18 protein-coding genes, 1 tRNA gene and 1 pseudogene are annotated in these 18722 nt (G+C 39.8%); 13 read left to right on the plus strand and 7 right to left on the minus strand.

Going from position 1 to position 18722, the window contains the following annotated elements; translation table 11 throughout:
* Positions 1-138: 138 nt before the first annotated feature.
* The 6 genes and pseudogenes from hetZ (at position 139) to gmk (ending at position 5701) form a co-directional block, all read left to right on the plus strand.
* Positions 139-1329, plus strand: coding sequence for a heterocyst differentiation protein HetZ (hetZ, locus tag H5968_RS09960; protein ID WP_187039828.1), 1191 nt, complete (start codon positions 139-141; stop codon positions 1327-1329).
* Positions 1322-1740, plus strand: a pseudogene (locus H5968_RS09965) (PatU); the annotation flags it as partial. The gene hetZ and the pseudogene H5968_RS09965, both read left to right, overlap by 8 nt.
* 16 nt (positions 1741-1756) lie before the next feature.
* Positions 1757-4003, plus strand: coding sequence for a DUF3488 and DUF4129 domain-containing transglutaminase family protein (locus H5968_RS09970; RefSeq protein WP_187039829.1), 2247 nt, complete (start codon positions 1757-1759; stop codon positions 4001-4003).
* Between the two features lie 463 nt (positions 4004-4466).
* Positions 4467-4604, plus strand: a complete 138-nt coding sequence (locus H5968_RS09975) for a hypothetical protein (protein WP_187039830.1) — start codon at positions 4467-4469, stop codon at positions 4602-4604.
* A gap of 56 nt (positions 4605-4660) precedes the next feature.
* Positions 4661-4927 (plus strand): extracellular matrix/biofilm regulator RemA, encoded by a 267-nt coding sequence (gene remA, locus H5968_RS09980; protein WP_096565850.1) that lies wholly within the window; start codon positions 4661-4663, stop codon positions 4925-4927.
* A gap of 177 nt (positions 4928-5104) precedes the next feature.
* Complete coding sequence (gmk, locus tag H5968_RS09985; protein ID WP_187039831.1) at positions 5105-5701, plus strand: guanylate kinase; 597 nt, start codon at positions 5105-5107, stop codon at positions 5699-5701.
* A gap of 70 nt (positions 5702-5771) precedes the next feature.
* Here gmk and H5968_RS09990 read toward each other — a convergent pair whose 3' ends face one another.
* The 3 genes from H5968_RS09990 to H5968_RS10000 form a co-directional block, all read right to left on the minus strand.
* Entirely contained in the window at positions 5772-6293 is a 522-nt protein-coding gene (locus H5968_RS09990; protein WP_096565854.1) for a photosystem I reaction center protein subunit XI, read from the minus strand.
* A gap of 128 nt (positions 6294-6421) precedes the next feature.
* Entirely contained in the window at positions 6422-6571 is a 150-nt protein-coding gene (gene psaJ, locus H5968_RS09995) for a photosystem I reaction center subunit IX (RefSeq protein ID WP_096565856.1), read from the minus strand.
* A 40-nt stretch (positions 6572-6611) separates the two neighbouring features.
* On the minus strand, positions 6612-7106 hold the full coding sequence (locus tag H5968_RS10000; protein ID WP_096565858.1) for a Photosystem I reaction center subunit III: 495 nt from the start codon (positions 7104-7106) through the stop codon (positions 6612-6614).
* A 279-nt stretch (positions 7107-7385) separates the two neighbouring features.
* Between H5968_RS10000 and tsaD the strand changes: the two genes are divergently transcribed.
* Positions 7386-8423, plus strand: coding sequence for a tRNA (adenosine(37)-N6)-threonylcarbamoyltransferase complex transferase subunit TsaD (tsaD, locus tag H5968_RS10005; protein ID WP_187039842.1), 1038 nt, complete (start codon positions 7386-7388; stop codon positions 8421-8423).
* Positions 8424-8652: 229 nt separating this feature from the next.
* Here the strand turns inward: tsaD and H5968_RS10010 are convergent, their stop codons facing one another.
* Positions 8653-9582, minus strand: a complete 930-nt coding sequence (locus H5968_RS10010) for an alpha/beta fold hydrolase (RefSeq protein ID WP_187039832.1) — start codon at positions 9580-9582, stop codon at positions 8653-8655.
* 132 nt (positions 9583-9714) lie between these two features.
* Complete coding sequence (locus H5968_RS10015) at positions 9715-10434, minus strand: hypothetical protein (protein ID WP_187039833.1); 720 nt, start codon at positions 10432-10434, stop codon at positions 9715-9717.
* Positions 10435-11610: 1176 nt separating this feature from the next.
* On the opposite strand from H5968_RS10015, the gene H5968_RS10020 reads away from it, so the two are divergent.
* The 6 genes from H5968_RS10020 (at position 11611) to H5968_RS10045 (ending at position 16940) form a co-directional block, all read left to right on the plus strand.
* Positions 11611-12138 carry a GNAT family N-acetyltransferase gene (locus tag H5968_RS10020; RefSeq protein WP_187039843.1) on the plus strand — a complete coding sequence of 176 codons (528 nt, stop codon included), beginning with the start codon at positions 11611-11613 and terminating at the stop codon, positions 12136-12138.
* Between the two features lie 275 nt (positions 12139-12413).
* Positions 12414-12487: transfer RNA gene (locus H5968_RS10025), tRNA-Pro, on the plus strand.
* An 869-nt stretch (positions 12488-13356) separates the two neighbouring features.
* Positions 13357-14157, plus strand: coding sequence for a Tic22 family protein (locus H5968_RS10030; RefSeq protein WP_187039834.1), 801 nt, complete (start codon positions 13357-13359; stop codon positions 14155-14157).
* Positions 14158-14159: 2 nt separating this feature from the next.
* On the plus strand, positions 14160-15059 hold the full coding sequence (prmC, locus tag H5968_RS10035; protein WP_187039835.1) for a peptide chain release factor N(5)-glutamine methyltransferase: 900 nt from the start codon (positions 14160-14162) through the stop codon (positions 15057-15059).
* A gap of 274 nt (positions 15060-15333) precedes the next feature.
* Positions 15334-15912 carry an L-threonylcarbamoyladenylate synthase gene (locus H5968_RS10040; protein WP_187039836.1) on the plus strand — a complete coding sequence of 193 codons (579 nt, stop codon included), beginning with the start codon at positions 15334-15336 and terminating at the stop codon, positions 15910-15912.
* A gap of 38 nt (positions 15913-15950) precedes the next feature.
* Entirely contained in the window at positions 15951-16940 is a 990-nt protein-coding gene (locus tag H5968_RS10045; RefSeq protein WP_187039837.1) for a sensor histidine kinase KdpD, read from the plus strand.
* On the opposite strand, the gene H5968_RS10050 is transcribed toward H5968_RS10045, so the two are convergent.
* Both H5968_RS10050 and H5968_RS10055 read right to left on the minus strand, forming a co-directional pair.
* A complete protein-coding gene (locus tag H5968_RS10050) occupies positions 16894-17361 on the minus strand; it encodes a GNAT family N-acetyltransferase (RefSeq protein WP_187039838.1) in 468 nt (155 codons plus the stop codon). The two genes, H5968_RS10045 and H5968_RS10050, sit on opposite strands and share 47 nt — an antisense overlap.
* A gap of 506 nt (positions 17362-17867) precedes the next feature.
* Positions 17868-18590, minus strand: coding sequence for a formylglycine-generating enzyme family protein (locus tag H5968_RS10055; protein ID WP_222620635.1), 723 nt, complete (start codon positions 18588-18590; stop codon positions 17868-17870).
* Positions 18591-18722 lie beyond the last annotated feature (132 nt).

Genomic DNA, 18722 nt, shown 5'->3' on the forward strand with positions numbered 1-18722 from the left:
CTGCCTCCTTCTTTGTCACCTGTCACTTGTCATCTGACAACCAATAACTGGTAGCTTATAAATAACATCTATCAAGCTAACAGCCACGGCCTTACAGGTTGTGTTTAAGTATGTTAGGTTATTTTTAAAATTCCGACTATGAATTGGCCCGCAACCGCAACTACTCAGGGAGATAAGTCTATCGGCGTAGAGGTTATCTTTCAATTTCTCTTGAAGGAACTACAGCAGTCAACAAAGGCGGCAGAAAAGAATTGTCGAGATGTAGCATTGCGAATTTCGGGCGAAGTCCTGCGGATTTGTAATGAAAGTAAACGCATTCAGGCTTCTGGAGAAATAGAAAGCTCTGCAATGACCCTCGCCCGATATCGGCTACAACAATGTCTCCGCTATTATCAGCTAGGTTCTAATCGGGGTAGGGTAGAATTACACAGCACTTTGAGCGCCATCATTTATCGCTATATTAATCCTCCTCAAAAGCAACTAAGCTATCAGGGGCGGTTGACTATCATAGAAGATTTTCTTCAAAGTTTTTATTTGGAGGCTTTGAATGCTTTCCGTAGGGAAAATCAACAACCATCTACCTATCGTCCCCAAACCCTACTAGAATTAGCCGAATATATGGCATTTACCGAAAGGTATGCTAAACGCCGGATTCCGTTGCCAGGCAGACAACAACAGTTAATTATCCTGCGAGCGCAAACCTTCTCACAACAGCAGCCTCCAGAGACGAGCGTGGATATTGAACAAGCTGCTGAAGGCAGTAGTGGCGAAACTGATGGTTCTTGGGAAGAACCAGCCATACAACAATTGCGTGCTGCTATGGCCATGCAAACTGAACCAGAACCAGATGAAGATACTTTGCGCTCCGTGGTGATTACGGAATTGATGAATTATTTAGAACAACGACAACAATCAGACTGTGCTGATTATTTCTCTCTCCGTCTCAAGGATTTATCAGCACAAGAGATCGAGTCAATTTTAGGTTTAACCCCACGTCAGCGTGATTACTTGCAGCAACGTTTTAAGTATCACTTAATTAGGTTTTCTCTCTTACATCATTGGGAATTGGTGCATGAATGGTTAGATGTGTCTTTACCTACTAATTTAGGTTTAACATCCCACCAATGGCAACTGTACACAGGCAAATTAGATGATACAGATCGGTCTTTATTAGATTTGAAGCAACAAGGAGAATCTGACGAAACCATTGCCAAAGCTTTAGGATTATCAATGGCACAACTACAAAAACGGTGGTTTAAGATTTTGGAACAAGCTTGGGAAATTCGTAACTCAATTGTGTCCGGATCTAGTGCATCTACTCATGAATAGTGACTCACAACCCTTACAATACCAGTGGCTCGATTGGTTGTTGGCAGATAATGTCAAACCGGCGAGCATCCCTGGGTAGAGTGTGAGAAAATTGATGGGGTAGAAGACCCTCTTCTGGCAGCATCTACATCATCAAGTAGTCAGCCAGATCAAAGAGGAAAATCCCAAACCTTTGAACTAGGAGAAATTCCTACTGTGCAAGAACGTTTCCAAGCAGTCCTTAAACGTCGGCTACAAGTCGAAATCCAAAACCACCCACCTTTATTCCCTTGGGAAAGTCAATTAGTAGAATATCCAGAATTTGTGGAAGAGCCAGCGATTGCTTTAGTTCCTGCCTGGGGGTGGTTGGCACAGCAATCTAAGCTCAATCTACCAGTTTCTCTGCCAGATACCATTTTTCAGCAATTGATGGTCTTCTTTAGCAGAAGTGGAAGATTCTATCGCCTTGCGGGTGCTGGTGCTAGGACTGGTAGTTTTAGGAATAGTGGCGACGGATATTGCATCGGAGACTACCTTTAGTCTTTGGGCAGTACCTCTAAGTACAGTGGGTACAATTTGGAGTTATTACCGTCGCCACAATGCTAATATTCCAGTCAAGTTTTGCATTGCTATAGGAATGTTAATCGCTCTGGGTGCTTTTTTTGGGCGGTTTATCGGTCAGTTGAATGATACACGATTAAATCTGGCTCAGTTGTTAATTGAGCTTCAGGTGCTGCATAGTTATGACACACCGCGACGTAAGGATTTAGGCTATTCGATAGTTATTGGTTTAATACTTTTAGGTGTGGCGGCAACATTAAGTCAAACTATGGCGTTTGCTCCTGTGTTGCTGGTATTTTTGGCTGTGTCTCTGCCAACTTTGGTTCTAGATTATCGCTCACGTTTGGGTTTAAAGCCATTAAAAAAAGAAAAGTTAACCAAAAAGAATTTTACCAGTGCTAATTTTAAAGTTTTAATTGTCAATTTTTTGGTGATTTTAGGACTTGGACTGGGAATTTTTGCTGTTTTACCTCGTTTTCCCGGTTATCAATTACGTTCTTTTCCTGTGAGTACGCCAATTCAGTTACAAGGCGAGTTTACAGGACGTAGTATCATGAATCCTGGTTATGTTCGAGAAGGCAATGGTGGTGGTGATGGTAATGGTAATGCTGATGCTACAGGACAGGGAAGCAGTGGTGAACCAGGTACGGTAGATAGTAATTTTTATTACGGTTTTAATAGCGAGATGAACCAAAACCTGCGGGGGGAAATGAAACCCAAGGTGGTGATGCGGGTGAGATCCCAAGCGGAAGGTTTTTGGCGGGTTTTGGCTTTTGATCAATATACTGGTAAGGGTTGGAAAATTTCTCGTAATGATGATGTTACTACTTTAAGGCGTTCATCTTGGTCCTACAAAATAGACTTGGATCTACCATTAATCAAAACTCCTACTAGAGAAGTTGTACAAACTTATAATGTGGTATCGGATTTACCTAATTTGATACCTGCTTTGTCTTATCCCAAGGAAATCTATTTTCCTGGTCCTGTGATCGCTGTGGATCAGGAAGGGGGTTTGCGATCGCCTGTACAATTATCGGAAGGTATGACTTATACTGTACTATCGGAAGTTCCATACCGCGATCGCACTTTGTTGGGTAAGGGTGATACTAAATACCCCAAGGAAATTAAGGATTATTATCTACAAATACCCCCGGAAATTGCTGATCAAGTCCGCCAAAAAACGGAAGCAATTCTCGCTGATTATAATCGTCAACGGGTTTCCCGTACTGAAGATGTCAGAACTCTTAACTCAGTTTATGAAAAGACGCTGTACTTAGCTCAGTATCTCAAACAAAATTACTCTTTTCCAGAAAACCCTCTCGGACTACCTCATCTAGATCAAAATGATGATTTGGTAGAATCTTTTTTATTTAAACATCAAGGCGGTTATCCAGATCATTTTTCTACTGTTTTAACTGTGATGTTGCGTTCTATAGGCATTCCTGCACGGTTGGTAGCTGGTTTTGCTCCAGGTGAGTTTAATCCATTTACAGGGATGTATATTGTCAAAAATACGGATGCTTACGCCATGACAGAGGTGTATTTTCCTAAATATGGCTGGTTTGCGTTTGATCCTATTCCTAATCATCCTTTAATTCCGCCTTCCATTGAAGAATATCAGACTTTTAGCGTATTGCGTCAATTTTGGAACTGGATAGCTGGTTGGTTGCCTTCACCGGTTACTGGTTTGTTAAATGGTTTATTTGGTACATTATTTAGATGGTTGTTTAGGGCGATCGCTTGGTTTTTCTCTTTATTCTCTCAAGGTTGGGTAGGGATTTTCACTGGTTTAATTGTAGGAACAATAACTGCTTTCTTGGGGTGGTTAGGTTGGGTACAGTGGAAAAAATGGCTTAACCGTAAGTGGTTGAAGAAGTTACCGCCTATGGAAAGGCTGTATCAACAAATGTTGCAATGGACAGCCCAAAAAGGTTTAGGTAAACATCCAGCCCAGACTCCTTTGGAATATGCTCAGGTATCATATCAACAACATCCCAGAGAAACGGCTCAGGTAATTGACGAAATTTGTCAAGCTTATGTAAGTTGGCGTTATGGTGGGAATAGTCCTAATTGGCAAGAATTACAGCAACGCTGGAAAGAGTTGCAAAAGATGAAAGCTATTAGTAAGTTATAGGTGATAGGTGATACAGCAGTTTCCGTTATTATGAGGTACAGATATTAATGATAAAACTCTTGTGGGGTGGGCATACTTCGACATAGTTCGACTCCGCTCACTAACCGCTCAGTACAAGTCTTGCCCGCCCATAGTGTAGACTTTTTCAGCAAACCCTACCTAGGGTTTGCTGAATAAACCTAAAACCTTGATATATCAAAGGTTAGAGGCTGATAAACACAGAAATTAGTGCAAGGGTTTTGAAGGGTATACCGGAAAAAGTGTGCATTTTTTGGGATTTCAAGAGATGGCAAAGAAATTTTCAAATCTCCTCCTGACTCCTGACTCCTGACTCCTGACTCCTATGCCCTCACGGAAAGACTTTCTCAGCAAACCCTACCTACCCTTGTGAGTAATGGGGGATCTCCAATACGTAAATTTCGTTAACCGAACAGTATTGGTGGGCAATCGACGACTATCTTTTATGAATAGAATTTTCCATATATCCTTAGAAATATTTTTAGCATTTATAGCTGATAAAAAGCTAAAAGCCGGGAGTTGTGATTTAAAAACTCAAGATATCAAGACTTTAATCGTTGTAACTCCCATTTTTTATGTATAACATGAGAATATGTTTATCAAGAACTTTTCCTCGCGCCTTGAGCGCCTATTTTTTTTATGGATATTCAATTAATCAACATCGGTTTTGGCAACATTGTTTCCGCTAATCGAGTAGTTGCCATTGTCAGTCCAGAATCTGCCCCAATTAAGCGCATTATTACCGATGCCAGAGATAGAGGGCAACTGATAGATGCCACCTATGGTAGACGAACTAGGGCTGTCATTATCACTGATTCCAGTCATGTTATTTTATCAGCGATTCAGCCAGAAACGGTAGCAAATCGGTTTGTCATTTCCCGTGAGCATCAGACTGCCGATAACTAATTATAGGTGGGGCTGTCAACCCCTCCTATTTATGCTATATCGACGCTAGGATATCAATTAGACAAGTTTTCTGTCACTGGTGCTACAATTCTCATTCTTTAGTCTTAGCTTGCTCTCACAACAAAGTATAAGACTAATGAATAACGTTTATTGATAAATTCAGAAGTTGAAGGGATAATGCAAGTCTTACCCATACCTAGTGGTGCTACTACCCCAGAAAGTCCGTCTTTTGGCAAACTGATTGTTTTAACTGGTCCTAGTGGAGTTGGCAAAGGAACTTTGATGCAAAAGCTCCTCCAACTTCATCCAGAGCTTTATTATTCAGTATCTGCCACGACTCGTTCTCCCCGTCCAGGAGAAATTAATGGACAAAATTATTACTTTATCACCCGCAGCCAGTTTGAAAAATTAGTTGCTCAAGGGGAACTTTTGGAATGGGCGGAATTTGCTGGTAACTATTACGGAACTCCCCGTGCAGCGGTGCTTGAGCAAATTCAGTCTGGTAAGTTGGTGATACTAGAAATTGAATTGGAAGGGGCAAGACAAATTAGAACTTCCTACCCTAACGCACTGAGTATTTTTATACTACCGCCTTCATTTTCAGAACTAGAGAAACGGATAAGGGGAAGAGGACAAGATTCTCAAGAGGCGATCGCCCGTCGTCTAAATCGCGCCCAAGAGGAAATAGAAGCAGCAGCAGAATTTGATATTCAAATTGTCAATGATGATTTGGAAACTGCTTTAAATCAAATTGAAGCTGTTTTATTTGAGTAACAGGTAATAGGTAATTGGCAAAAATGATTAACAATTACCAATCACCAATTACCCATTACCACAGATCAAATTAACCGATTAAACCTTGGATCAGTCCAGAGTTGACAGTCAAAAAGAAAGCAACTACAGCACCACCAATACCACCAATTAAGAAAGCACTAGCGAAGTTATTCCAGCTTTCTTTGGAGTTAAAAGCATCCATTGGAGGGTTAGGTACAGTTACACTGGGAAGTGCTGATGCTGGATTGCTATTAGCATACAAGGATAAACAAGCTGTAAGAATTACAACCAAGCCAATACTACCCAATAAACCAGCTAAGTTAGCGTTAGCAGCATCCCGCAGGGGACCTAACTTATCAAAAGGTCCAAAGAGCAAGTAACCATGAGCCATACCTACTTCCAGCCCGCGTCTAAAAGGATTTAATCCAGGACGATAAGCGGGTAAGTTACCAATAAACCACTTAACCAGGGGAGAAGAATTGACTGGAGTTTCCAAATTTCCATCTTGAGGATTACCGCCAGCTGCTCTTACAGTTTCCCGATTTCTGGGATCACTGGGGAGATTTTTGGATGCGTTTACTGCTTGTGCCATATTTTATGTTGCCTCAAAATTCAAGCTTCAAAATTCAAAAGGGGTGGCATTGATTCAGTTATCAGTAAACAGCAATCAGATTTGATCTATTTACTGGGTACTGTTTACTGATATCAACCCGTTTTACCCTATGGTAGAGGGTGGAAAAGTAGGTCAGGGAAGAAGCGGTTAAATTCGATCAAAATGCCCGCTGTAATGGTCAGCCAGATAGTAGCGGCTACAGGTGCTGTAGAAATGAACTTAATCAAATAGGATGATTGTTCGCCTTTGTCAGCCATGAATTTAGTCTCCAAAAACAAGTGAATGAGAGCAGATGAATTAGCGTGGAGAAATAGTGATTTCTGAATCCTTAGCGGTTAATTCACCAGAGAGAAATTCTTTGATTGCAGCTGCTGGCCAAGCAAACCCAGTAGCAATGATGGGTAGTGCTAAACCCAAATCAATTTGGATTTCTTTTTGCTCAGTATCAGATTCCTTTTTGATCGCTTGTAAGTAAGCGCGGCCAACCCAGCCGATCCAACCAGCGATATACAGGAAGAGAATGCTGGGGATTAAAAAGTCTCCAGCCCGATCCAAGCGACCATCAACAATCAAGTGAGGATAGCCTTCAGGACCACATAAAGCCTGAGAATAGCGTTCAAACCGCTTTTTACCAGATTCAGGGTCAGCGGTGGTATTACGGGCATTTAGGGCAAGCTCTTGAAAAGCGGGAGAATCTTTACAGGGAACAAGGTTAGCGCCCAGAGCATTAGCTGAGGGGGCAAAATTGAACCAAAGACCAATCGCTAAAATCAAAGCAAACAATCGTCTCATTGAGTTGTTTCCTTTTATTACAAAACAAGAAGTTTTTTGTACAACACGAAGCGGCTTGTACAATGTTTAATTTGGATAACTAGCAAGTCATCATACTCTTGGCTGGGAATCGAGTAAAGTTTAAGTAAATAAAAGTTAAAGCTTCGCAACCAAAAGTAAGGTTTGGTGATTGGTGATTGGTGATTGGGAAAAATAGTCTCCCCTGTACCCTGCACCCCTTGCCTCTTTCTAGTCACCAGTCCCCAGTCACCAGTCCCCAGTCACCAATCACTAATCACCATGACCACAGTTTTAGCGATCGAAACAAGTTGTGATGAAACTGCTGTGGCAATTGTCAAGAATCGTCAAGTGTGCAGCAGTATCATAGCCTCGCAAATTCCCATCCATCAGCAGTATGGTGGGGTAGTTCCAGAAGTAGCTTCAAGGCAACATTTAGAAATAATTAATCAGGCAATAGCCCAAGCTCTCGATGAAAGCGCAATGAACTGGGGACAAATTGACGGGATTGCCGCCACTTGTGCGCCTGGACTGGTAGGAGCATTGTTGGTAGGGTTAACGGCTGCCAAAACCCTGGCTATGGTGCATGAAAAACCATTTGTGGGAGTTCATCACCTGGAAGGTCATATCTATGCTACTTACCTAGCACAACCCAATTTAGACCCCCCATTTCTTAGCTTACTCGTTTCAGGCGGACATACAAGCTTGATTTATGTTAAAGATTGTGGTAATTACGAAACTCTAGGAGAAACCCGTGATGATGCGGCGGGTGAGGCTTTTGATAAAGTGTCAAGATTATTAAAGTTGGGGTATCCCGGCGGACCTGTGATTGATAAATTGGCGCAGACAGGTGATCCCCAAGCTTTTGCATTACCAGAAGGAAGAATTTCCCTACCAGGTGGGGGTTATCATCCCTATGATGGCAGTTTTAGCGGTTTAAAAACAGCCGTATTAAGGTTAGTGCAGCAGTTAGAAAAAGATGGTGGACAATTGCCCGTAGCAGATATTGCAGCCAGTTTTCAAGAAACAATAGCCAAAGCCTTAACCAAAAGAGCGATCGCCTGCGCTCGTGACTATGGTTTAAATATAATTGCCGTAGGTGGAGGTGTAGCGGCCAACAGTGGACTCAGAAAGCATTTACAAGCTGCGGCGGCCGAGAATAATCTCCAAGTTCTATTCCCGCCCTTAAAATTCTGTACTGACAACGCCGCCATGATCGGCTGTGCAGCGGCTGATCATCTTTCCCGTGGACATACATCTTCTCTCACCTTGGGCGTTCATTCTCGACTGCCTTTAACCCAAGTCATGCAGTTGTATTAGAAGGCAGGAATTTTTTATTTTGGATTTTGGATTTTGGATTTTGGATTTTGGATTTTGGATTTTGGATTGTTTGTAAGCTGTTGTGCATTTAATTTGTATAAGTGGAACAGGCAAGATGCGTGTTCCACAAGAGTTCAGAATATTAGGATTATACAATTTAGCTGTGTAACAGCTTATCAACCCCAATCTAAAATCTAAAATCTAAAATTTTCTGCCCAATGACTAATGATTAATGACTAATGACTAATGACCGAATATGATCAGCAACGGCATCTGGTTGTTCTAACATTGCCAGATGTCCACAATTAGGAATTTCAATAAAATTATTACCAACGTATTGGAACAGCCTATGGAAGCTGGCTAAATGGCGTACATATTTGGGTTCCATAAGCTTGTCATCCGCACCAGCTAAAAAATAAACTGGTTGCTTTATTTGTGAAACTAACTGAGGTAAGCGGTTCACTTCTTCCTCTGTTGTAGAGTCTAAAAGCGTTTCTAGTGCAGCTTCTGGATCAGCAACAACAAAATCAATAATTCGTTGACGCGCCCAAAAACGGTCTAAAGGACGTGATACACTGGCTCTGGTAAAGAGCAAATCAATCCAAGGCACTTGGTAAAGCCAGCGTGGCCGAACTTGGAGAAATTTTTGACCCTTTGAGCGAAACTGCTCAAATGCTTCTTTAAGATAAATTCCACCACCAGCATTAATACAAATAACTCCTGTAACACGGTCAGGTAATTGAGACGCTGTCCATAGAGCAATAGTACCTCCCAAAGAATGACCAATCAGCCAAACACTCTTGAGATTGAGAACTTCCAGCAGAGCTATTAAATCTTCGGAGTATGAGGCAGGAGAATACAGAGAATCAGCAGTATAGCTAACTAATTTAGGATCTGTGGTGGAATTGAGCTTTAGTTTGTGCAGTTTTTGGGCGTTTCGGCTGTGATTAAAATCAAATTTTGCCTGAGACTGAGATTCACCAAAACCTCGCAAATCATAAGACAAACACTGAAAATCAACTGATAGGCGAGAAATCACAGGTTGCCAGTATCCACGACTGTTGAGCCAACCGTGGATAAACACTAAAGCATGAGGGCAAGAGGTGGGAGCCGTTAACTCATAAGCGTGGGGAACGCCGAAGATTTCTATTGTTGCCATATCCATATCGTAACCCGAAGAGCGGGTGTGACTAAATACGGAGAGAAAAATAGTTATGGGGCTGGAGATGTGGGGAACAAACAGGGGAGTAGGGGGAAGTTATTGGTATTTTTCCCAATCACCAATCACCTATTAATGACCAAGTAACCTTTGTCGGACTCCTTCAGCGATTTTGTTACCGAGATATTCAGGAATCAGGCTTTCGTTTGGACCTAGCAAGTAGAGTATTAGCCGAGTACGTCCCCGCCAAACCAATAAATTGGCATTGACTACTAATAGGTCTTCTTGCCAGATGGCATACATAACTTTATAAAATAATCCTGGTTGATTATCGGCTTCAATTACCAAGGCAGGGAGATGAAAAACAGGATCAACGTAAAAATCGGTTTGTACCTGCTCTAAACTAGCATTGAGGTTAAATTCGACGGCTAACATCTCTTCTAGCTCAAACCGACTTTCTAGAGCCTCACGAATGGCACGACAAACATTTTCGGCGGTTTTTTCGGTCAGGGCTTTGCTGCCACGGGACACTAGCAGTTTGATAAAAACTAACATTGGTGGTTGAATCTGACCATAGAGACTCAAACCGTGAATAGTTAAACCATAAGCTGCCAGGACACCAAAAATATCGCTGAGGAGAAAAGACTGATTACGATATGCAAAATGTAATGCACTTTTGCTACCTTCCGGCTTGATCTCGATCACAGCCCGTCTGGTTTTATATAGACGGTATGCTAGTCGCAAATTTTGCAATTGTATCTCACTGCTAACAAATTGTTCATAAAATTGGGGAAACGCTCGATTAAAGCGTTTTAGGAGTTCCAGTGTTGAGGATTTTAAACCAGAAGTCATTGTTGGAGGTAAGACTTGCTTGCTTTGTGAACGAAGGCAGGAGGCAGGAGGTAGGAGGCAGAAGGCCGTTTTGGACAAATTTTTTGCTTTCAAAGGCGTTAGCGTAGCGGGACGAAGTGCGGTTTTAGACCCGATTTTTTTGATAAAAATAAAGCTATAGCCGTAGTTGTAGACAGAGTAGTTAGGACATCAATTGACCATGAAAGTCTTACTAAAATAGGGTTTTACCCTTGACTCTTGACTCTTGACTCTTGACTCCTGCTATAAAACTGTGTTATTTACTACTTGGCTATTATATTTTTCCGTTTTGGCTGTTGGAGCATAGGGAGCATAGATTTTACCTAAAGGTGAAAATAGAAGTAGAAGTTTGATATCATACTAGCTAATAACGGAAATTCTACATAATTTATTGTTTTCATCTATTTGTTTGTTGAGCAAGTCCTAAGTTGACAATTTCATAGACAAAACTGTACTTGTATTGACAAAAATCAATATATTTTTAGGAAAAAATCAACTACTTGATATATAATACGGTGATATCAAGTATTGAATTGAGACTATTGCCGACGCGAAAACCAAGCAATGATGGTGGTAGTCTTTTTCAGAAACTTAATTGGAACACAATCGCGTCTGGCTAAGGCGTGAAAGTCTACTGAGGGATAACTGCTCCCATGCTCCCGTTGAAGTAGAAAGTAAAGTCTAGTTTTGTCTAGGTTTTATATAGCAGGTTTAAGTTCACAAGTTGGCTAAGGCGATCGCCTCCATTGTCTTTTTTGCTGTCAATCTTGGGCAAATGATTCTGTTTGGGTCTGTATCAGCGGCAAATTCATCAAAATTATAGATATGGATACATCAAAATACCTGATCATGCAGTATCTTGATTTCAGTGGCACAAAAAATCAACCACTAAAAACAATCCAGCAGATGAAAGTCCAGGAATTTGCCAAAAATACCCTGTGCTTTAGCTAGGTGATTGTAAAAACAAAATGCTAAAGTTAAAAATGATTGGTTTGAAACTTTTAGTAACTGGCTGTCAAAAGTCCCCATCCCGAAAACACCCAACGTAATTTTTTAGGTTAGGTGTCTGAAGATAGAACAGAGACAGTGTTTTTACTAATGATTCAACACTCTCAAGCAGAGTCACCAATTCAGTCATGTTACCCGAACCACGTTGGCATGGGTTTTTGGAAAACTTGGTTTAGTAGTTCTGAATCTGTAGCGACAAATAAAACGACCGCATTTGATGAGTATGCACGGGGAGATAGAGGCAACTCTAGCGCCGGAAGCGATAGTATCGTTTTTAGCACTGAACGCGATATCGACCTGTATGAACTAGAAGAACTCTGTGATGCGGTGGGTTGGTCTCGTCGTCCTCTGAGAAAAGTAAAAAAAGCCATTGAACATAGTTTTCTCGTCGCTTCTATGTGGCAAGTACGAGGAAACAAAAGGCGTTTAATAGGTTTTGCCCGTGCTACCTCAGATCATGCTTTTAATGCCACTATTTGGGATGTGGTAGTTCATCCAGACTTCCAAGGTCAAGGTCTGGGTAAGGCATTGATGAAATATGTCCTCAAAAAACTCAGAAGTGAAGAAATTAGCAATGTTACTCTTTTCGCTGACCCTCATGTTGTAGATTTTTACCGGACCATGGGTTTTATGCCTGACCCAGAAGGTATTAAAGGGATGTTTTGGTATCCTCAATGATCCTCAAGCAAACAAAACAGGTTGCCGCCATAAATTCGCTATCATACCTAAGATGTGCTATCATTGTTTAGTTGACCGATAAGCATTAATCTATCAGTATCAACTTTTTCAGGCTGAGTCAACAGAAAAACTCTTATTTCTTATTAAGGAAGTGATTTGATTTTTTCCCTGTAAGGGGTTGGCAATCTGTTTTTAGTATGATATAGTTAGAAAAATGCTTGAGCAAAACGTAATTTTTGTTATGTGCAGCTAAACTATCAACAGTAAAGATTTTTCGGGATGTAGCGCAGCTTGGTAGCGCGCCTGCTTTGGGAGCAGGATGCCGCAGGTTCAAATCCTGTCATCCCGATTTTAGATAAATATTACGATTATGGTAGCACTGTTAATTTGTGATAAATTCACTAACAGGTAAGTAAATAGTATAGATTATATATTTATATTTTTTATTGGGTTATTGATAAAAGTTCCTAATACATACTAACAACCCAAGTTCCTAGTTAGGAATACGAGTCAGGAGTTAGGAGAAAGAATGAATTATGATGGTGTTCGCTGCTTTTTTGCTGTCTACTTATCCTTGTTACTTGGATTTGAGACAATACTTTTCGGTTAAGCCCAAAAAATAAAATTCTGTAGGTTGGGTTGAGGAACGAAACCCAACATTTATAAGCTTTTGTTGGGTTGCGTTATCGCTTAACCCAACAAAAACTCTTAACCGAACAGTATTGGGATTTGAGAGCCTTTCTTGCAGAACTAGCAACTTACGTTAATAAATAATTTATAACAGGTGACTATTGACCGTAAAAAAACCTGTGAGTGTCTAAGTTTTAGTTTTGGTTAATATCCTCACGGCCTTATCTACAGCTATAAAAAAACTCTGTTAATCGGAAATGGGAACGATTTATCAAGTCCTAGCGTCACGGAAAAACGAGAAAAACAAAACAAACAACAAAACAAACAACAATACAAACAACAATACAATCAAATGTAATTATTGTGAGCAAGAGTCCCGGAAATCAAACCCTGCTGGAGAATATAATAGAACAATACAGCATTTAGTAGTGAATAGCAGGGCAAAATTCCTAACAATTAGCACAATAAACTTATTTAAAGCTAAAATAGCTGGTTAGATAATTCAACTTGGTTTTGTTGGTATAAAATCCTACTGTTTTCTGATTGTTTAAGTTAATTCAAGTATTGATATTGAGATCAGGAGTATTTATGAAATCATTGGTTCGCTGGGGCTTAACGCTGGGTTTAGTAGGTAGTACCCTATTTGGCAGCGTGGTAGCTGTTGATTTTCCTGTGCTGGCATTATCAGAACAACAAGTCAAAGAAAAATTAGATTCTGTACCGGTTTACTTGATTACGAATGATCAGGGTTTACCGTTGAGTCGGACTATACCCGCACAAAATGGACAACCAGGGGCTTCAGTGACTGGTGTATATATGAGTCGGCAGGAAGCTTTGGCGTTTATCAAAGAATTGCAAAATGCCAAAAATAAAGACCCAAAACTAGAAACAATGGCTAAACAGTTGCAAGTTACCGCCGTTCCTCTAGGTGTAATTTATCAGCAATTGCAACAAAGTAAAAACCAACAGAATAGACTGTTGTTTGCGTTCAAGCCTGTAGACAAAGAAGTCAAAGGCGCTCTAACTTTACTAAATGCAGGTGGTCAAAAAGTAAATCAATTTAAGAGCGTGCCTGTATTTGCGGTAAGATTTGGACCAGATAAAGGCTATGTACCAATTCAATTAGGTGCGAATAATCAGCAAATGATTCCTTTATTTTTGAGTAAACAAGATGCTTTGGGTCTATTGAACCAAGTAAAACCAAAGTTTCCTCAAGCTGATATTCAGGTAATAGATGTGGATGGGGTGATTAAAACTTTGGAAGATAAAAATGATTCTTGGTTAAATCAGGTGGTTTTGGTTCCATCCCCAGAGTCTAGAGAATATATTAGGACTTTGCCTAAAAATAATGCTGCCAAGCAGAATAATGCACCTTCTAAACGGCGTTAATCATGGCAAAGCAACAGTCAGTTACTGGTATGGAAGTTTGGCAGTGGCGTAATCAAGCATTGAAAGATGCTTTATCTACGGATATTTCTCCTGTAGAAGTTGATTGGCTGTTGCAAGAAATAACTGAGTTAAACCGCTTAACACTGCGTTTGGAGTCCTTCAAAAACTTGAATCATATTCAAACGCAGTTTTCTTTGTCAGAACTAGACCAATTATGGCAAAGACGTTTACAGGAACGCTTGCCGATACAGTATATTGCTGGTGTGACACCTTGGCGCAAATTTAAACTCGCTGTGTCCAGTGCGGTTTTGATTCCTAGACCGGAAACAGAGATTTTGATTGATTTGGCTGTAAACGCTGCTGAAAGTAAGGGGTTACAATCAGGTCATTGGGCAGATTTGGGGACTGGGAGTGGGGCGATCGCTCTTGGTTTAGCGGAGGTATTGACAAATGCTACGATTCATGCTGTAGATGTCAGTGTTGAAGCTTTAGAGGTTGCGAAAACCAATAGGGAAAGTTTAGGTTTTGGGGAACGAGTGAAATTTTATCAAGGTGACTGGTGGAAACCCTTAGAATTTTTGCAAGGTCAATTTAGCGGGATGGTATCAAATCCGCCTTATATTCCCAGTGATACGGTACTGACATTACAACCGGAAGTAGTGAAACATGAACCCCATCTAGCATTAGATGGTGGTGTGGATGGTTTAGATTGTATTCGTCATTTAATCGCACTTGCTCCTGATTATTTGCGTCCTGGTGGGGTGTGGTTGATTGAAATGATGGCGGGACAGGCTGAAACGGTGCGAGAATTGTTAGAAAATAATGGTAATTATAGTGATATTTCTATTCATGCAGATTTAGCAGGAATAGAACGGTTTGCGATAGCTTATGTAAATATGTAGAATGTCCTGGATATGATGTTTTCTGCATCAGGATTTTTATTGTCAGAATCAGGATATCCAGGATTATAGGATTTACAGGATGTTGATTTAATAGGAATGTGGTGATTTTTCAAAATTTGATTTTGTCAGAATCAGGATTTTCAGGATTTAAGGATGTTCAGGATGTCATAATTATTATATAGTTTAATTTATAATTAAACCAATTATGTCACCTGTCACCTGATATTTGGCGATTATATCTAAAAATAGATAAGTAATTTTCTGATATTTATTTATGAATGTTTCTCTAGAAGTTCTCATCAACTCTGCAAAAGCTGGAAAATTAATTAGTTTCCCCACAGATACCGTACCTGCACTAGCTTCTCTACCCGCACAAGCAGAATTAATTTATACTGCTAAACAAAGAAGTTTAGATAAACCTTTAATTTTAATGGCTGCTAAAGCCGAAGATTTATGGGATTATGTAAAAGGAAATAAGACTGAATATCAAATTTGGCAGGAGGTAGTTAGTCAATATTGGCCTGGTGCATTGACTTTAGTGTTACCTGCTAGTGAGAAAATTCCTCAAGTTATGAATCCTACTGATCCAACTACTATAGGTATTAGAGTACCAAATCATCCAATTGCCCAAAATATCTTAGCACAAACTGGACCAATGGCTACCACTAGCGTTAATTTATCAGGACAACCAGCTTTAGAAAATCGAGCAGAAATAGAAGTGAATTTTCATGATGTTCTCACTTTAGAAGCGACTGAATATAAAGGTTTGGGAATACCTTCTACTGTTGCTAAATGGACAGGGAATGATTGGCAAATTTTGCGCCAAGGAGTAATTAAAATTGATAATGGATAATTGATAATTGATAATGGTACTCAAGAGTAAAATTTTCTATGACTAGCTTAAATGAATGGTTATATCTAGGATCAGGAATAGGTTTAGGAATAGGTTTTTATAAGTTATTCCTAAAGTCATCTAAATCTTCATCCATTCCTGTGGAAAATGCCCCAAAACAGCAAGAAACCGAAGTTTTACACAAAACTTTAGACAAATTAAACCAAACCCAATTAGCCTACCAAATGGCTAGGGAAATGAGCCAGTTTCAAGGTGGTTTTTTGGCAAGGACTACCCATGAATTGCGATCGCCCCTGAATGGTTTAATAGGATTACATCAGTTAATTTTAAATGATTTGTGCGAAAATCCAGAGGAAGAAAGGGAATTTGTCGGACAAGCTTATGAGCGATCGCTGAAATTGCTCAAAATAATTGATGAAATTCTCAGTGTTGCTAGAACAGAACACGGAACAAATAAATTACATATTCAGCCTTTACAGTTAACTAAGGTTTTAGAAGAAGTTTATAAATTAACTTATATGTTGGCAGGAAATCGCAATTATCCTTTTACTATATCATTTCCTCAACCAGAAATTTATGTTTTAGTAGATAACCGCTGGCTACGTCAAATATTGGTGAATTTAATAGATACTACTATTTTACAAATGGAAGAAGGTAGTATTCATCTTTCCAGTAGTATTGCACCTGCAAATACAGCTACAAATAATATTATTAATAATGTTGTGCATATTTATCTAGATGTCCCTTCTCATGCTGTCATCTCCAGTGAGGAAATAAATTTGATCGCCTCTGAAAATAACACAAATCAAGAAAATATAAAAGATAGTATAAAAGACAGTATAAAAGACAATATAGAAATCTCATCAGGGATGAAACTATTACTTAATCAAAAATTACTAGAAACGATGGGAGGAAAACTAGAAATTATTGCTTCTCCCATCACCACAGCAGTAACACAAGATTGCACCAGACTACAAATTGCTATCCCCCTAGTGACTCCTGAAGCTGAACTTCTCCAGTCGGAATAGAACCTAGATCCGATTGGTTGTATAGTACCATTGTCGTGGTAGTATTAGTTTGAAAACCAATCTTTTCATAGAATTTTTGTTGATGAGTTGTCATTAAATAAACTCTCTCCACTTGCATGACAGGGTGAGCTAAAACTGTTTCTACTAATTTAATTCCCAGTCCCTTACCTTGATAATCTGGATGAATGACAACATCCCAAATTGTAGCGCGATAGATGCCATCAGAATTAGCTCTTGCAAAACCAATGAGTCTTTCTCCATCCCAAACAGAAATCACCGGATCACTATTAGTAATAGCTTTACTTAAATCCTCTATACTGCGTTCTTTCGCCCAAAAAGCGGCTATATTAAACAAATTCTGAAGTTGGTAAAGGTCAATTTCCGCACGGCGATCGCTAAAATAGATTTGAGGATTTTTCATGTATAGACACCCAACTGGTAGTATCTTCGTTTCTGTTATGGCATATTTTCTGAAAAAATACTTTAAATGTACATATTTATGCAACTAAGAAAAAGTTAATTACTTGTTATAGTAGGAGTCAGGAGTCAGGAGTCAGGAGGAGATTTGAAAATTTCTTTGCCATCTCTTGAAATCCCAAAAAATGCACACTTTTTCCGGTATACCCTTCAAAACCCTTGCACTAATTTCTGTGTTTATCAGCCTCTAACCTTTGATATATCAAGGTTTTAGGTTTATTCAGCAAACCCTAATTAAGCATTGTTCTTTTAATAATGCGTTGACAACTGTACCAGGTATCAAAAACCAATCACCCATCACCCATTTTGACATTATTGACACTTTCCTTATTGATGTGATATGCTAAATTAAATGCCTCTAAAATATTAAAAAAAACTTGATCGCCTGACGGCGAGGAAAGAGGGAAAAAAGAAAAAGTGTAAAGGGTAAAAGGGTAAGAGAGTAAAGAATTAAAGAGTCCTTGCGCCGGAAACTACCAACCGAAACCCGTAGTGGTTGTAACTGAGGTCTGGGCTGAGGTTGCTACGAGACGCAGAACGGCAATTACTGGGGTAGTCGTACCAAGAACCACCGCGCAGCACATTATACCTGCTTTGACTTGTCACAGCATTACCATATTTAGGCGCATTATTATAGTTATCTACCCAATCATCTTCACACCATTCCCAGACATTACCGTGCATATCATACAAACCAAAAGCGTTAGGGGGAAAAGAACCTACATCTGTGGTTTGTTGACGATATTTGCCTTTTGGTGCAGCACCGTAGGAATAGTTACCATCATAATTTACCAAATCAGTGGTAATAGTGTTCCCAAAATAAAATGGTGTAGTTGTTCCGGCTCTACAAGCATACTCCCATTGTGCTTCACTAGGTAGACTATATTTTTTACCTGTAGCTTTGCTAATTCTAGCGCAAAATTCCTGTGCGTCAAGCCATGAAACTCTTTCCACTGGTTTATTTTTACCTTGAAAGCGGGAAGGTTGAGGATTGAGATCCTGTTTAATTTTTGGTAACGCTGCTACCCGTTCCCATTGTGCCTGAGTTACAGTAAACTTGCCCATATAAAATGGTTGAATATTCACCCGATGTTGAGGACTTTCTGAATCACGTCTCTCAGGTTCATTTTTTGGTGAACCCATTAAAAAACTTCCCCCAGGAATAGCGATCATTTCTAATATAGCAACCCTAAATCAATCATGAGAAAACACCGTAGTCATGAAGTTTAGGGAAGTCAAATATTTGACAGTTGATTGATAGTTCAAATAACTCCTTGATCACAGTAAACGAGTGACAGAAAAAAT

The sequence above is a fragment of the Sphaerospermopsis sp. LEGE 00249 genome, assembly GCF_014299995.1.
GTDB lineage: Bacteria > Cyanobacteriota > Cyanobacteriia > Cyanobacteriales > Nostocaceae > Sphaerospermopsis > Sphaerospermopsis kisseleviana.

Coding starts and splice junctions, on each gene's coding strand:
- hetZ (WP_187039828.1), top strand. CDS start 139: ATGAATTGGCCCGCAACCGCAACTACTCAGGGAGATAAGTCTATCGGC.
- H5968_RS09975 (WP_187039830.1), top strand. CDS start 4,467: ATGAATAGAATTTTCCATATATCCTTAGAAATATTTTTAGCATTTATA.
- remA (WP_096565850.1), top strand. CDS start 4,661: ATGGATATTCAATTAATCAACATCGGTTTTGGCAACATTGTTTCCGCT.
- gmk (WP_187039831.1), top strand. CDS start 5,105: ATGCAAGTCTTACCCATACCTAGTGGTGCTACTACCCCAGAAAGTCCG.
- H5968_RS09990 (WP_096565854.1), bottom strand. CDS start 6,293: ATGGCACAAGCAGTAAACGCATCCAAAAATCTCCCCAGTGATCCCAGA.
- psaJ (WP_096565856.1), bottom strand. CDS start 6,571: ATGGCTGACAAAGGCGAACAATCATCCTATTTGATTAAGTTCATTTCT.
- H5968_RS10000 (WP_096565858.1), bottom strand. CDS start 7,106: ATGAGACGATTGTTTGCTTTGATTTTAGCGATTGGTCTTTGGTTCAAT.
- tsaD (WP_187039842.1), top strand. CDS start 7,386: ATGACCACAGTTTTAGCGATCGAAACAAGTTGTGATGAAACTGCTGTG.
- H5968_RS10010 (WP_187039832.1), bottom strand. CDS start 9,582: ATGGCAACAATAGAAATCTTCGGCGTTCCCCACGCTTATGAGTTAACG.
- H5968_RS10015 (WP_187039833.1), bottom strand. CDS start 10,434: ATGACTTCTGGTTTAAAATCCTCAACACTGGAACTCCTAAAACGCTTT.
- H5968_RS10020 (WP_187039843.1), top strand. CDS start 11,611: ATGGGTTTTTGGAAAACTTGGTTTAGTAGTTCTGAATCTGTAGCGACA.
- H5968_RS10030 (WP_187039834.1), top strand. CDS start 13,357: ATGAAATCATTGGTTCGCTGGGGCTTAACGCTGGGTTTAGTAGGTAGT.
- prmC (WP_187039835.1), top strand. CDS start 14,160: ATGGCAAAGCAACAGTCAGTTACTGGTATGGAAGTTTGGCAGTGGCGT.
- H5968_RS10040 (WP_187039836.1), top strand. CDS start 15,334: ATGAATGTTTCTCTAGAAGTTCTCATCAACTCTGCAAAAGCTGGAAAA.
- H5968_RS10045 (WP_187039837.1), top strand. CDS start 15,951: ATGACTAGCTTAAATGAATGGTTATATCTAGGATCAGGAATAGGTTTA.
- H5968_RS10050 (WP_187039838.1), bottom strand. CDS start 17,361: ATGAAAAATCCTCAAATCTATTTTAGCGATCGCCGTGCGGAAATTGAC.
- H5968_RS10055 (WP_222620635.1), bottom strand. CDS start 18,590: ATGATCGCTATTCCTGGGGGAAGTTTTTTAATGGGTTCACCAAAAAAT.